Genomic DNA, 12,356 nt, shown 5'->3' with positions numbered 1-12,356 from the left:
GACCATGCGTACCGCTTACCGCGTGGAGACCGTACGGGCCGCCGAAGCCGCCCTCATGGCCCGACTCCCCGAAGGCGCGCTCATGCAGCGCGCCGCCGCCGGACTCGCCGCCGCCTGCTGCTCGCTCCTCGGGAAGGGGCGGGTGTACGGGGCGAGGGTCGCCCTCCTCGTCGGCAGCGGCGACAACGGCGGCGACGCCCTCTACGCCGGGTCCCGGCTCGCCCGCCGCGGCGCCGGAGTCACCGCCGTCCTGCTCGGCGACCACGCGCACGAGGGCGGGCTCGCGGCCCTGCGCGCGGCGGGAGGCCGGGTCGTGGACAGCGCCCACGACGACCCCTTCGAACCGCTCGCCGCCGCCGATCTCGTCCTCGACGGCATCACCGGCATCGGCGGCCGGGGCGGGCTCCGGCCCGACGCCGTGCCCGTCGCCCGTGCCGCGCGCGGCTCGGACGCCGTCGTCGTCGCCGTCGACCTGCCGAGCGGCGTCGACGCGGACACGGGGGAGGTGGCGGGGGAGGCGCTGCGGGCGGACGTGACGGTGACCTTCGGGACGTACAAGCCGGGCCTCCTCGTCGACCCGGCGCGTTCCTACACGGGCGCGCTGCGGCTCGTCGACATCGGGCTCGGCGCGGAACTGCCGGGCGTGGCCGACCTGGAGGCGCTCCAGCACCAGGACGTGGCGCGCCTGCTGCCCGTACCGGGCGCCGAGAGCGACAAGTACCGGCGCGGGGTGCTCGGCGTCGTCGCCGGGTCCGCGCGCTATCCGGGAGCGGCGGTGCTCGCCGTCGAGGGCGCGCTGCGGGGCGGCGCGGGGGCGGTGCGGTACGTCGGGTCCGCGGCGGACGCGGTGATCGCGGCGCATCCGGAGACGCTGGTCCACCCCGGGCCGCCGGACCGCGCCGGGCGGGTGCAGGCATGGGTGGTCGGGCCGGGGCTCGGCGACGAGCCGGGCGTCGCGGAGGTCCTCGCCTCGGACGTGCCGGTGCTCGTGGACGCGGACGGGCTGCGCGGGCTCGATCCCGCGCTCGTACGGGCCCGCAGCGCGCCGACCGTGCTCACCCCGCACGCGGGGGAGGCGGCGGCGCTGCTCGGCGCGACCCGGGGCGAGGTGGAGGCGGGGCGGCTCGCGGCGGTACGCGAACTGGCGGCGCGGTTCGGGGCGACGGTGCTGCTCAAGGGGTCGACGACGCTGGTCTGTGGTCCGGGCAGCACGGACGCGGGGCCGGCCGCGGGTGGCGCGGTGCGGGTGAACCCGACGGGGACGGGGTGGCTGGCGACGGCGGGCAGCGGGGACGTCCTGTCGGGCCTCGCGGGCTCGCTGCTCGCGGCGGGGCTGCGCCCGGTGGACGCGGCGTCGTGCGCGGCGTACCTGCACGGTCTCGCGGCGCGCCGGGCGTCGGGGGGCGGGCCGGTGACGGCGGGGGAGGTGGCGGGGGCGTTGGGCGGGGCGTGGCGGGATGTGACGGCGGGTGTCTAGGGCGGGCGGGATGTGACGGCGGGTGTCTAGGGGGGGCGGGCGGGATGTGAGTGGCGGGTCTCCAGGGAGGCGTGCTGTGACGGAGGGTCTTCAGGGGGGCGGGGCGTGACGTGACGGCGCGGTTGCAGGGGGCGTGGAGTCCCCCGTCCACCCCCGGTCGGCTGAACCCGCTGCGCCGGCCGCCTCTCCCGGCGCGCTCGCCCGGGCCATGGGGGATGGGGTGGGTGGGTGATCAGATCGAGAAGTCGTGCCGTGTCGTTGTTCGTTCTCCTGGGGGTCCTGCTCGTGCCCCCGGCCGGAGGCGGGGCCGCCGTCGCCGATGCTCCCGAGCCCGGGGGCGCCCTCGTGCCCGGGGTGGTCGGGGGCGGGCAGGCCGAGTACCCGATGGATACGCCCGATCAGGTGCTGCCGCCGCTGCAGCCCGAGGGCGAGGTGCCCGTGCCCACGCCCGAGGAGGACGTGGACGAGTCGGTCGAGTACATGCCCCGGAGTGCCGTGGCGGCCTCCTGCACCGCCACCACCGGCACCCATCAGCGGCGGGTCGAGCGGCTGCTGAAGCTCACGGTCGACGGGAGGCAGTCGGCCGCCGACTGCCGGGCCATCCGCGCGTTCCAGGTCAGGGAGAAGATCAAGCCCGCCAACGGCTACGCCGGTCCCGTCACCTGGGCCAGGGCCGAACTGCTCGCCGCCCGGAAGAACCTCGACCCCGGGCGGCGCTGTCCCGTGAAGAAGTACGCCGGCGCTACAAGAACCACTGGTCCACCATCTACAACACCCCCATGCCCTACTCCCAGTTCTTCAGCGGCGGTCAGGCCTTCCACGCCGTCTACGGGCAGCTCGCCACGCCCACCGGCAGCCGCGGCTGCGTCAATCTCAGCTACCGCCACGCCCAGAAACTCTGGGACGTGCTGCGCAAGGGTGACCGGGTCTACATCTGGGGAAAGCGGCCCGGGAGCTGACACCTGAGAGACTAAGCGCGATGACTGAGACACCGCCGCCCCGCAGAGCCCGCGCCGAGATCGACCTCGGTGCGCTGCGTGCGAACGTCCGCACGCTGCGCGCCCGCGTCGCCCCCCACGTCCGGATCATGGCCGTGGTCAAGGCCGACGCGTACGGACACGGCGCGGTGCGCTGTGCCCGCGCCGCCCTGGACGCGGGCGCGGACTGGCTCGGCACGGCCACCCCGCACGAGGCCCTCGCGCTGCGCGCCGCCGGGATCACCGACGTGCCGGTCATGTGCTGGCTCTGGACCCCCGGCGACCCCTGGGACCAGGGCGTCGAGGCCGGTCTCGACATGTCGGTGAGCGGGATGTGGGCCCTTGAGGAGGTCGTCGCGGCCGCCAGGAGGACCGGCGGCACCGCGCGCGTCCAGCTCAAGGCCGACACCGGGCTCGGGCGCAACGGCTGTCAGCCCGCCGACTGGCCCGAGCTGGTCGGGGCGGCCCTGAAGGCCGAGGCCGACGGGCTCGTCAAGGTCACCGGGCTCTGGTCGCACTTCGCCTGCGCCGACGAGCCGCACCACCCCTCGATCGCCGCCCAGCTCGACGTCTTCCGCTCGATGCTCGACCACGCCGAGCAGGCCGGCGTCGAGCCCGAGGTCCGGCACATCGCCAACTCGCCGGCGACTCTCACTCTCCCCGAGGCCCACTTCGATCTGGTCCGTCCCGGTATCGCCGTGTACGGCGTGTCGCCGAGCCCGGAGCTGGGCACCTCCGCCGAACTGGGGCTGCGGCCGGTGATGTCGCTCAAGGCGAGCGTCGCCCTGGTCAAGCGGGTCCCGGCCGGCCACGGCGTCAGCTACGGCCACCACTACGTCACCGACGCCGAGACGACCCTCGGGCTCGTCCCGCTCGGCTACGCCGACGGCGTCCCCCGGCACGCCTCCGGCCGCGGCCCCGTCCTCGTCGACGGCACCGTCCGCACCGTCGCCGGACGCGTCGCCATGGACCAGTTCGTCGTCGACCTGGGCGGGGACGAGCCCGCGCCGGGCACCGAGGCCGTGCTGTTCGGACCCGGCGACCGGGGCGAACCGACCGCCGAGGACTGGGCGGTGGCCGCCGACACCATCGCGTACGAGATCGTCACCCGGATCGGCGCGCGCGTCCCGCGCGTGTACCTGGGCGAATAAAGGGGGGCCCGTGGGCGAGTCCAGCAGCACCGGTACGTGGCGCCGCGCCGGATTCGCCGGCGCCGCGATAGGCGTCCTCGCGGCGGGAGCCGCCGCCGGGGTGGCCGTCGAGCGCCTCACCGTCGGCCGGTCCGTACGGCAGAAGGCGCGGCTCGCCCTCGACTCGACGGGCCCGTACGGCGGGCTGCGCGGGACCCCGGGCCGGGCCCTCGCCGACGACTCGACCGTCCTGTACTACGAGGTCGACGAGGTGGCGCCGGACATCCCGGCCGCCCGCCGCCGGCGGCTCTTCGGGCGCAAGGAGCCCGCCCCCGTGACCGTCGTCTTCAGTCACGGCTACTGCCTCAACCAGGACTCCTGGCACTTCCAGCGGGCCGCGCTGCGCGGCCTCGTCCGTACCGTCCACTGGGACCAGCGCAGCCACGGGCGCTCGGGTCAGGGCGTCGCCCAGTCCGGCGCCGACGCCGTGCCCGTCACCATCGACCAGCTGGGCCGCGACCTCAAGGCCGTCCTCGACGCCGCCGCGCCCGAGGGACCGCTCGTCCTCGTCGGGCACTCGATGGGCGGCATGACGATCATGGCGCTCGCGGAGCGGTACCCGGAGTTCGTCCGCGACCGGGTCGTCGGAGTCGCCTTCGTCGGTACGTCCGCCGGGAAGCTCGGGGAGGTCTCCTACGGCCTTCCGGTCGCCGGCGTCAACGCGGTCCGGTGGGTCCTGCCCGGTGTGCTGCGGGCGCTCGGCTCCCAGGCCGAGCTGGTGGAGCGGGGCCGGCGGGCGACCGCGGACCTGTTCGCCGGGCTCATCAAGAAGTACTCGTTCGCGTCGAGGGACGTGGACCCCGCCGTCGCCCGCTTCGCCGAGCGGATGATCGAGTCCACCCCCATCGACGTCGTCGCCGCCTTCTACCCGGCCTTCGCCGAGCACGACAAGGCCACCGCGCTGTCCGTCCTCGGCGACCTGCCGGTGCTCGCGCTCGCCGGCGACCACGACCTGGTCACCCCCAGCTCCCACACCGAGGCCATCGCCGACCTCCTCCCGGACGCGGAACTCGTCATCGTGCCGGACGGCGGCCATCTGGTGATGCTGGAGCACCCGGAGGCGGTCACCGACCGGCTCGCCGACCTGCTCGTCCGGGTGGGAGCCGTCCCGGAGGCGGCCGCGGCGACCGTCACGGTGAGGCCGGAGACCCGCAACGGTTAAGTTGGCGGGTATGGAAGCAGCGCACCCGCCCGTCTCCGGCGCCACTCTCGCCATCGACTCCCCCCAGCAGATGCAGGAGCTCGGCCGCCGTCTCGCGAAGATCCTCCGCCCCGGCGACCTCGTCATGCTCACCGGTGAACTCGGCGCCGGGAAGACCACCCTCACGCGGGGCCTCGGCGAGGGCCTCGGCGTGCGCGGCGCCGTCACCTCCCCGACCTTCGTCATCGCCCGTGTCCACCCGTCCCTGGTCGGCGGCCCCGCGCTGGTGCACGTGGACGCCTACCGCCTCGGCGGCGGGCTCGACGAGATGGAGGACCTGGACCTCGACGTCTCGCTGCCCGAGTCGGTCGTCGTCGTCGAATGGGGTGACGGGAAGGTCGAGGAGCTGACGGACGACCGGCTGCACCTGCTGATCCACCGGGTGACCGGCGACACCGACGACGACCGGCGCACGGTCGTGCTGCGCGGGATCGGCCCGCGCTGGGCCGACGAGGACCTGGGCGTGCTCTGACCGGCCGTACCGGCGGCCCCACGGTCGTACGTAGTTTCCGACAACGTGTCGGGAAGGTGTTGCGTCGTTCCCACGTGCCGTGGTGACATGGATGCACAAGCTGGTTAGGTGAACCTAACCTACGGGAGGCATGCATGGCGACGCCGAAGCGCGCGGAACCCGTCCGGGACCACGTCTCGATGAGTGAGCTGCTGGCATCCTGCGCGGCCGCCCGCGCCGTGTCGACACCGCCGGGCCGGCGCCCCGAGCGGGCGGACGAGGAGCGCGGCGCGAGGGCCGGGCAGGTCGAGCGGATCGTGCGGGTCGTGCGCGGCAGAGCCGCGTAGCCCGCCGGGCGGCGGCCCGCCCGGCCCGGGGCGGTACGGCTGAGCCGTGCGGCCCTGGGAGAGCTGAGCGGTGCGGGCCGTGAAGAGCTGAGCGGTGCGGCCCGTGCGGCCCGTGGAGGCGCGGCCGTGCGCCCCTGAAGGGCGGAACCCCGCGCCCGTGAGGGCGGGTCCGGAGCGGCCCGCCCGGTGCGCGTGCGCGCCTACGCGACGACGACGACCTTCGCGCCGATCACCGCGAACGTCCACAGCGCGTCCCCGTCGGCCCGCTTCATGCGGATGCCGCCGGTCTTCCTCGCCGGGTCCGGGCTCGGCGTCGAGCCGTCCACCGCCGCGCTGAAGCCGATCGCCACGTCCTGGGCCGTCGCGAACCGCACCACGTGCTCGATCTGCACGCCGTCCGAGCCGCGGACCGAGCCCGAGCGGGACGTCACGCTGTACGCGCCCGGCGCCGGGTCCACCGTGCTCGGCATCACCGTGAACGTCCGGGTGGCCTTGCCCTTCGCGTCGACCAGCCACACCCGGCGGTCGGCGAGGGAGTACACGACGCGCTCGCCGCTGCCGGAGGCCGCGGGCACGGCCAGGGGGTCCTTCGCCGGCTGCTTCGGCCCGCCGCTCGGCGAGATCGACGGGACGGAGGTGCCGGGGGTCCGGGGCTTGACCGCCAGATCGGCGGGAGCGTTCGCCGAGGCCTGGTACGCCAGGAAGCAGACCGCGGCGACGGCCGCCGCCGTGAGCCCGGCCACGAATCCCGAGCTGCTCCGTGCCACCGTGCCCACCTCTCGTACGAACGTATCGAAGGGTGACGGTAGCAGCCGGGGGAGCGGGGGGCGGGGCACCGTGCCCGGGAGCCGTAGGCTGTTCGCGTGCTGTTGCTCGCCATGGATACCGCCACCCCCGCCGTCACCGTCGCCCTCCACGACGGCGAGGCCGTCGTCGCCTCGTCGAGTCAGGTCGACGCCCGCCGCCACGGGGAGCTGCTGCTGCCCGCCGTCGACCGGGTCCTCAAGGAGGCCGGCCTGAAGCTCGACGCGGTCACCGGGATCGTCGTCGGCGTCGGCCCCGGGCCGTACACCGGCCTCCGGGTCGGCCTCGTCACGGCCGCGGCCTTCTCCTCCGCGCTCGGCGTCCCGGTGCACGGCCTGTGCACCCTCGACGGCCTCGCGTACGCCTCCGGGATCGACGAGCCGTTCGCCGTCGCCACGGACGCGCGCCGCAAGGAGGTCTACTGGGCGCGGTACGACGACTCCCGCACGCGGGTGACCGACGCGGCCGTCGACCGGCCCGCCGAGATCGCCGAGCGGCTCGCCGGACTCCCCGTCGTCGGCGCGGGCGCCCGCCTCTACCCCGAGGCCTTCCCCGACGCCCGCGACCCCGAGCACCAGTCGGCGGCCGCGCTCGCCGCGCTCGCGGCGGAGCGGCTCGCGGCCGGCGAGGGCGGCTTCCTCGACCCGCTGCCGATGTACCTGCGCCGGCCGGACGCCCAGGTCCCGAAGAACTACAAGGTGGTCACACCCAAGTGACCGTCGCCGTGGAACTGCGCGAGATGCGCTGGTGGGACATCGCACCGGTGCTGGCCCTCGAGGACGAGCTGTTCCCCGAGGACGCCTGGTCGGCGGGGATGTTCTGGTCGGAGCTCGCGCACGCGCGCGGGCCGCGGGCCACCCGCCGCTACATCGTGGCGGAGACCCCCGAGGGCAGGCTCGTCGGGTACGCCGGGCTCGCCGCGGCCGGCGGACTCGGCGACGTGCAGACGATCGCCGCCGCCCGCGACCAGTGGGGTACGGGGCTCGGCGCCCGGCTCCTCACCGACCTGCTCCACCACGCCACCGCCTTCGAGTGCGAAGAGGTGCTCCTCGAAGTGCGCGTGGACAACACCCGGGCCCAGAAGCTCTACGAGCGCTTCGGCTTCGAGCCCATCGGTTTCCGGCGCGGCTACTACCAGCCCGGAAACGTGGACGCGCTCGTGATGCGACTGACCGTTCAAGGAACTGAGACTGATTCTGATGGCTGCTGACGAACCGCTCGTACTCGGCATCGAGACCTCCTGCGACGAGACCGGCGTCGGCATCGTCCACGGGACCACGCTCCTCGCGGACGCCGTCGCGTCCAGTGTCGACACCCACGCCCGCTTCGGCGGCGTCGTGCCCGAGATCGCCTCCCGCGCCCACCTGGAGGCGATGGTCCCGACGATCGAGCGCGCCCTCAGGACGGCCGGGATCTCCGCGAAGGACCTCGACGGCATCGCCGTCACGGCCGGCCCCGGCCTCGCGGGCGCGCTGCTCGTCGGCGTCTCGGCGGCCAAGGCCTACGCGTACGCCCTCGGCAAGCCGCTCTACGGCGTCAACCACCTCGCCTCGCACATCTGCGTCGACCAGCTGGAGCACGGCAAGCTCCCCGAGCCGACGATGGCGCTGCTCGTCTCCGGCGGGCACTCGTCGCTGCTGCTCTCCTCCGACATCACCTCCGACGTGCGGCCGATGGGCGCCACCATCGACGACGCGGCGGGCGAGGCCTTCGACAAGATCGCCCGGGTGCTCGACCTCGGATTCCCCGGCGGACCGGTCATCGACCGGCTCGCCAAGGAGGGCGACCCGGCCGCCATCGCGTTCCCGCGCGGTCTGAGCGGCTCCCGGGACCCCGCGTACGACTTCTCCTTCTCCGGCCTCAAGACCGCCGTGGCCCGCTGGATCGAGGCCAAGCGGGCGGCCGGCGAGGACGTGCCGGTCCGGGACGTCGCCGCGTCCTTCCAGGAGGCGGTCGTGGACGTCCTCACCCGCAAGGCCGTCCGTGCCTGCAAGGACGAGGGCGTCGACCACCTGATGATCGGCGGCGGCGTGGCCGCCAACTCGCGGCTCCGTGCCCTCGCCCAGGAGCGCTGCGAGCGGGCCGGCATCCGGCTGCGGGTCCCCCGGCCCGGACTGTGCACGGACAACGGCGCGATGGTCGCGGCCCTCGGCTCCGAGATGGTGGCCCGCAACCGGCCCGCCTCCGACCTGGAACTGTCGGCGGACTCGTCGCTGCCGGTGACGGACCCGCACGTGCCGGGCGCGCACGCGCACGGCCACTCCCACGACCACGATCATGTGCACGAGGTCAGCAAGGAGAACCTGTACTCATGAGGCTCACCCTCATGTGGGAGGCGCGGGCCGCGCAGGGCCGGGGAGCCGAGCTCCTGGAATGGGCCCGGGCGCGGGTCCTCGCCCGTGAGCCGATCCGCCGGGAGGTCTTCCGGGCCCCGCAGGACCGGGTCCTCGTCCTCACCTGGTGGGAGGCGGAGACCTTCGACGCCGAGCTGCCCGAGCTGCCGGAGCCGGACGCGGAGCTGATCACGCGTCCGGTCCACCGCTGGCGTTTCGAACCGGTCGAATAGCCGAAGAGGCGACACGCGATCGAAAGTAGAGCAACCTTTCGATCGAATCCGGCATCCCACAGCGCGTGAAGAAGACGATCGCGCTGTGGGCGGCGCTGACCGCCGCCGCCCTCCTGGTGACCGGCTGCGGGGCGGAGCGGCCCGGTCCCGCCGCCGCCCCGGCGAAGACGGACGCACCCGCGGCCGACCCCTCCGCCGGGCAGAAGGCACCCGAGGAGCCCGGGGCCGCGGCCGCCGCCGCGTACCGCCGCTGGGGCCTCAAGCCCTTCCCGGCCCCGCCCGCGCCGCCGGCGGTCAAGCCGGTGACGCGCAAGCCGGGCGGCCCGGTCCCCGTCATCAGCGACATACCCACCACCGAGAAGATCGTCTTCATCACGATCGACGACGGCGCGGAGAAGGATCCCGCGTTCGTGCGGATGATGAAGGACCTCGACATCCCGGTCACGATGTTCCTCACGGACTCGGCCGTCCGCGCCGACTACGGGTACTTCACCCCGCTGGTCGCCCAGGGCCACGGGCTCGCCAACCACACCCTCACCCACCCCGACCTGCGCACCCTCTCCCAGGACGCCCAGCGCCGGGAGATATGCGGCCAGCAGACCAAGCTCGCGCAGCGGTACGGCACGACCCCGCGGCTCTTCCGCCCGCCCTACGGCAACTGGAACGAGGCCACGCGCGCGGCGGCGGGCACGTGCGGCGTCGACGCGATCGTGCTGTGGCGCGAGTCCATGCAGATCAAGAACATGCAGTACCAGCGCGCCGACCGGAGACTGCACCCCGGCGACATCATCCTGGCCCACTTCCGCGGCCCGTCCGAGCTCAAGGGCCGGACGATGACCGAGATGACGGCGACGATGCTCCGCCGCATCCAGGAACAGGGCTTCACGGTGGCGCGCCTGGAGGACTACGTCTGAGCCGAACGCGCCGGGAGGAAGAACTTCTCGCGAGTCGTCGATGCGGGCCTCTCCCGTTCGACGTAAGTGTGGAAGGCGGGGAACGGCCCCGCCACCGCGTCATCGAGGAGTCGTCATGCCCCGCTTCCTGTCCCTCGTCCGCATCGAGGAGAACACCATCGACATGGAGAGCGCCGACCCCGGCTTCGAGGAGCGGATGGGCGCGCTCTTCGAGGAGATCACCAAGGCCGGGGCCATGGTGGACACCGCCGGGCTCCGGCCGACCTCCGAGTCCACCCGGATCACCTGGTCGGACGGGAAGCTGTCGTTCACCGACGGGCCGTTCACCGAGACCAAGGAGGTCGTCGGCGGCTACGCGATGCTCCAGTGCAAGGACATGGCCGAGGCCGTCGAGTGGGGGAAGCGGTTCCTCGCCGTGCACCCGCCGCAGTGGAAGGTCGGTCTCGAGGTCCGCGAGGTCGAGGAGATGCCGGAGGGCTGACCGCTGCCGGAGCCGTACCTGTGCTGTCATGTGAGACGTGACGGCACAGACGGTCGAGGAGACGCTGGAGACGGTCTTCCGGATGGAGTCGGCGCGGATCATCGCCACGGTGGCGCGGCTCGTCCGCGACGTCGGCATCGCCGAGGAGATCGCCCAGGACGCGCTCGTCGCCGCCCTGGAGCAGTGGCCGCGGACCGGCGTCCCGGAGCGCCCGGGAGCCTGGCTGACGGCCGCCGCCAAGCACCGGGCCGTCGACCTGGTGCGGCGGCGCGAGACGTACGCGCGGAAGCTCGCCGAGGTCGGCCGCACGCTCACGGAGGAGTCCTACGATCCCGAGCCCTCGGGCCCCGGGGACATCGACGACGACGTGCTGCGGCTGATCTTCACCGCCTGCCACCCGGTGCTCTCCGCCGAGGCGCGCGCCGCCCTCACCCTGCGGCTCGTCGGCGGGCTCCGCACGGACGAGATCGCCCGCGCCTTCCTCGTGCCGGAGGCGACCGTCGCGGCCCGGATCACCCGCGCCAAGCGGGCGCTCGCGAAGGCGGGCGTGGAGTTCGAGGTGCCGTACGGGGAGGACCGGGCGGCCCGGCTCGGCTCCGTCCTCGAGGTCGTCTACCTGATCTTCAACGAGGGGTACGCGGCGACCGCGGGCGACGACCTGCTGCGTCCCGGCCTCTGCGAGGACGCGCTGCGGCTCGCCCGCGTCCTCGCGGCGCTCGTCCCGCAGGAGGGCGAGGCGCAGGGGCTCGTCGCCCTGCTGGAGCTCCAGGCCTCCCGGACGGCGGCCAGGACCGGGCCCGACGGGCGGCCGGTGCTGCTCGACGCGCAGGACCGGCGGCGCTGGAACCGGCTCCTCATCAGGCGCGGATACGCCGCGCTCGAACGCGCCGGGGACGGGCGCTCGTACGGGCCGTACGCCCTCCAGGCCGCGATCGCCGCCCTCCACGCGCGGGCCGCCTCGTACGAGGAGACGGACTGGGCGACGATCGCCGCGCTGTACGGGAGGCTGGGCGCCCTCGCCCCCTCGCCGGTCGTCGAGCTGAACCGCGCGGTCGCCGTGTCGATGGCCGAGGGCCCCGCGGCGGCCCTGCCGATCGTCGACGCCCTCGCCGCCGAACCGGACCTGGCCCGCTACCACTTGCTGCCGAGCGTCCGCGGCGACCTGCTGGCCCGCCTCGGTCGGGCGGAGGAGGCGCGCGCGGAGTTCGAGCGGGCGGCGGGCCTCACCCGCAACGAGAGCGAACGGGCGCTGCTGCGGGGGAGGGCGCGGGAGTTGGACCTGCCGTGACGCGCGCTTAGGGTGCTTGGCATGTCCCCGCGCAACCCGTTGCCCCCGCCGCCCCCGCCCGCCGAGATCCGGAGCTGGCCCGACCGGGACGCCCGGCTCGCCGACCGGGCGCGGGCCCTGGACGAGCTGGGCAGGCGGCTGCTCGGGGGCGCGCGGCTCACGATGTTCCTGCTCTGGTTCTTCCTGCTCCAACTGGGCTGGGGCCTGGTCGGCGTCCTGCTCATCGCGATAGGACAGCCCGTCCTCGACCCGCTGATGGTGATGACCGGGCTCGTCACCTCGGTCCTCGGCATCGGGGTCCTCGTCCCTGCCGTGTGGCTGACGGTCCGCAGCCTGCGGCTCGACCGGACGGTCCGTGCACGCCTCGCCCAGTGGGCGGCCCTGGACCGGCACGGCCCGACGGACGCCCGGCTGCGCGCCCCCGTGCTCAGCGCCTGCTGGCTGCTGCTGTCCTTCGCGATGTGCGGCCTCGGCCTCTGGCTGGGCTTCGCGGTCCCGGCCGGCGTCAGCCGGTACGACGGCTACGGCCTGGTCGCGTACGGCATGGGCGTCGCCATGATCCTCTGGGTCACCGGTCTGACGGGCCTGGTGAAGGCCGTCGGCCACTACCGCTTCGCCGTGCGCCTCACGGGCCGCGGGCCGTCAGCCGCTTCCTGAGCG

General features: G+C 74.4%; 15 protein-coding genes. 14 read left to right on the top strand and 1 reads right to left on the bottom strand.

Features of this window, described 5'->3' with window-relative positions:
* The first annotated feature begins 4 nt into the window (after nucleotides 1–4).
* The 6 genes from ACIP84_RS27215 to ACIP84_RS27190 all read left to right on the top strand — a co-directional run bounded on the left by ACIP84_RS27215 (nucleotide 5) and on the right by ACIP84_RS27190 (nucleotide 5,643).
* Nucleotides 5–1,477, top strand: coding sequence for an NAD(P)H-hydrate dehydratase (locus ACIP84_RS27215; RefSeq protein ID WP_401801072.1), 1,473 nt, complete (start codon nucleotides 5–7; stop codon nucleotides 1,475–1,477).
* 779 nt (nucleotides 1,478–2,256) lie between these two features.
* On the top strand, nucleotides 2,257–2,436 hold the full coding sequence (locus ACIP84_RS27210; protein WP_401801069.1) for a L,D-transpeptidase: 180 nt from the start codon (nucleotides 2,257–2,259) through the stop codon (nucleotides 2,434–2,436).
* A 20-nt stretch (nucleotides 2,437–2,456) separates the two neighbouring features.
* Nucleotides 2,457–3,605, top strand: a complete 1,149-nt coding sequence (gene alr / locus ACIP84_RS27205) for an alanine racemase (protein WP_401801067.1) — start codon at nucleotides 2,457–2,459, stop codon at nucleotides 3,603–3,605.
* A 10-nt stretch (nucleotides 3,606–3,615) separates the two neighbouring features.
* A complete protein-coding gene (locus tag ACIP84_RS27200; protein ID WP_401801064.1) occupies nucleotides 3,616–4,806 on the top strand; it encodes an alpha/beta fold hydrolase in 1,191 nt (396 codons plus the stop codon).
* 10 nt (nucleotides 4,807–4,816) lie between these two features.
* Nucleotides 4,817–5,317 carry a tRNA (adenosine(37)-N6)-threonylcarbamoyltransferase complex ATPase subunit type 1 TsaE gene (gene tsaE, locus ACIP84_RS27195; protein WP_030318610.1) on the top strand — a complete coding sequence of 167 codons (501 nt, stop codon included), beginning with the start codon at nucleotides 4,817–4,819 and terminating at the stop codon, nucleotides 5,315–5,317.
* Between the two features lie 134 nt (nucleotides 5,318–5,451).
* A complete protein-coding gene (locus ACIP84_RS27190) occupies nucleotides 5,452–5,643 on the top strand; it encodes a hypothetical protein (RefSeq protein WP_401801061.1) in 192 nt (63 codons plus the stop codon).
* 200 nt (nucleotides 5,644–5,843) lie between these two features.
* Here the strand turns inward: ACIP84_RS27190 and ACIP84_RS27185 are convergent, their stop codons facing one another.
* Nucleotides 5,844–6,386, bottom strand: a complete 543-nt coding sequence (locus ACIP84_RS27185) for a L,D-transpeptidase (protein WP_355966106.1) — start codon at nucleotides 6,384–6,386, stop codon at nucleotides 5,844–5,846.
* Nucleotides 6,387–6,506: 120 nt separating this feature from the next.
* Between ACIP84_RS27185 and tsaB the strand changes: the two genes are divergently transcribed.
* The 8 genes from tsaB (at nucleotide 6,507) to ACIP84_RS27145 (ending at nucleotide 12,353) form a co-directional block, all read left to right on the top strand.
* The gene (gene tsaB / locus ACIP84_RS27180) at nucleotides 6,507–7,163 is read left to right on the top strand and encodes a tRNA (adenosine(37)-N6)-threonylcarbamoyltransferase complex dimerization subunit type 1 TsaB (RefSeq protein ID WP_030318607.1); all 657 of its coding nucleotides are present in this window, start codon (nucleotides 6,507–6,509) and stop codon (nucleotides 7,161–7,163) included.
* Nucleotides 7,164–7,186: 23 nt separating this feature from the next.
* Nucleotides 7,187–7,657, top strand: coding sequence for a ribosomal protein S18-alanine N-acetyltransferase (rimI, locus tag ACIP84_RS27175; protein WP_266973705.1), 471 nt, complete (start codon nucleotides 7,187–7,189; stop codon nucleotides 7,655–7,657).
* Nucleotides 7,647–8,762 (top strand): tRNA (adenosine(37)-N6)-threonylcarbamoyltransferase complex transferase subunit TsaD, encoded by a 1,116-nt coding sequence (gene tsaD, locus ACIP84_RS27170; protein ID WP_055601347.1) that lies wholly within the window; start codon nucleotides 7,647–7,649, stop codon nucleotides 8,760–8,762. Before rimI ends, tsaD begins: the two co-directional genes overlap by 11 nt.
* The gene (locus ACIP84_RS27165) at nucleotides 8,759–9,013 is read left to right on the top strand and encodes a hypothetical protein (protein ID WP_401801058.1); all 255 of its coding nucleotides are present in this window, start codon (nucleotides 8,759–8,761) and stop codon (nucleotides 9,011–9,013) included. The genes tsaD and ACIP84_RS27165 overlap by 4 nt, the downstream gene beginning before the upstream one ends.
* 65 nt (nucleotides 9,014–9,078) lie before the next feature.
* Nucleotides 9,079–9,927 (top strand): polysaccharide deacetylase family protein, encoded by an 849-nt coding sequence (locus ACIP84_RS27160; RefSeq protein ID WP_355966026.1) that lies wholly within the window; start codon nucleotides 9,079–9,081, stop codon nucleotides 9,925–9,927.
* A 115-nt stretch (nucleotides 9,928–10,042) separates the two neighbouring features.
* On the top strand, nucleotides 10,043–10,408 hold the full coding sequence (locus tag ACIP84_RS27155; protein WP_187623382.1) for a YciI family protein: 366 nt from the start codon (nucleotides 10,043–10,045) through the stop codon (nucleotides 10,406–10,408).
* Between the two features lie 82 nt (nucleotides 10,409–10,490).
* Nucleotides 10,491–11,696, top strand: coding sequence for an RNA polymerase sigma factor (locus ACIP84_RS27150; RefSeq protein ID WP_401801137.1), 1,206 nt, complete (start codon nucleotides 10,491–10,493; stop codon nucleotides 11,694–11,696).
* Between the two features lie 21 nt (nucleotides 11,697–11,717).
* The gene (locus tag ACIP84_RS27145) at nucleotides 11,718–12,353 is read left to right on the top strand and encodes a hypothetical protein (RefSeq protein WP_355966023.1); all 636 of its coding nucleotides are present in this window, start codon (nucleotides 11,718–11,720) and stop codon (nucleotides 12,351–12,353) included.
* Nucleotides 12,354–12,356 lie beyond the last annotated feature (3 nt).

This window comes from Streptomyces sp. NPDC088707, from assembly GCF_044752725.1.
Classification (GTDB): domain Bacteria; phylum Actinomycetota; class Actinomycetes; order Streptomycetales; family Streptomycetaceae; genus Streptomyces.
The sequence above is the reverse complement of the archived record's forward strand: the minus strand, read 5'-3'. Positions and strand labels throughout refer to the sequence as shown.

Excerpts from the sequence above, each read along its gene's own strand:
- ACIP84_RS27210 (WP_401801069.1), top strand. The coding sequence starts at position 2,257 with ATGCCCTACTCCCAGTTCTTCAGCGGCGGTCAGGCCTTCCACGCCGTC.
- ACIP84_RS27155 (WP_187623382.1), top strand. The coding sequence starts at position 10,043 with ATGCCCCGCTTCCTGTCCCTCGTCCGCATCGAGGAGAACACCATCGAC.
- ACIP84_RS27145 (WP_355966023.1), top strand. The coding sequence starts at position 11,718 with ATGTCCCCGCGCAACCCGTTGCCCCCGCCGCCCCCGCCCGCCGAGATC.
- tsaD (WP_055601347.1), top strand. The coding sequence starts at position 7,647 with ATGGCTGCTGACGAACCGCTCGTACTCGGCATCGAGACCTCCTGCGAC.
- ACIP84_RS27165 (WP_401801058.1), top strand. The coding sequence starts at position 8,759 with ATGAGGCTCACCCTCATGTGGGAGGCGCGGGCCGCGCAGGGCCGGGGA.
- ACIP84_RS27190 (WP_401801061.1), top strand. The coding sequence starts at position 5,452 with ATGGCGACGCCGAAGCGCGCGGAACCCGTCCGGGACCACGTCTCGATG.
- ACIP84_RS27150 (WP_401801137.1), top strand. The coding sequence starts at position 10,491 with ATGGAGTCGGCGCGGATCATCGCCACGGTGGCGCGGCTCGTCCGCGAC.
- ACIP84_RS27215 (WP_401801072.1), top strand. The coding sequence starts at position 5 with ATGCGTACCGCTTACCGCGTGGAGACCGTACGGGCCGCCGAAGCCGCC.
- rimI (WP_266973705.1), top strand. The coding sequence starts at position 7,187 with ATGCGCTGGTGGGACATCGCACCGGTGCTGGCCCTCGAGGACGAGCTG.
- alr (WP_401801067.1), top strand. The coding sequence starts at position 2,457 with ATGACTGAGACACCGCCGCCCCGCAGAGCCCGCGCCGAGATCGACCTC.
- tsaE (WP_030318610.1), top strand. The coding sequence starts at position 4,817 with ATGGAAGCAGCGCACCCGCCCGTCTCCGGCGCCACTCTCGCCATCGAC.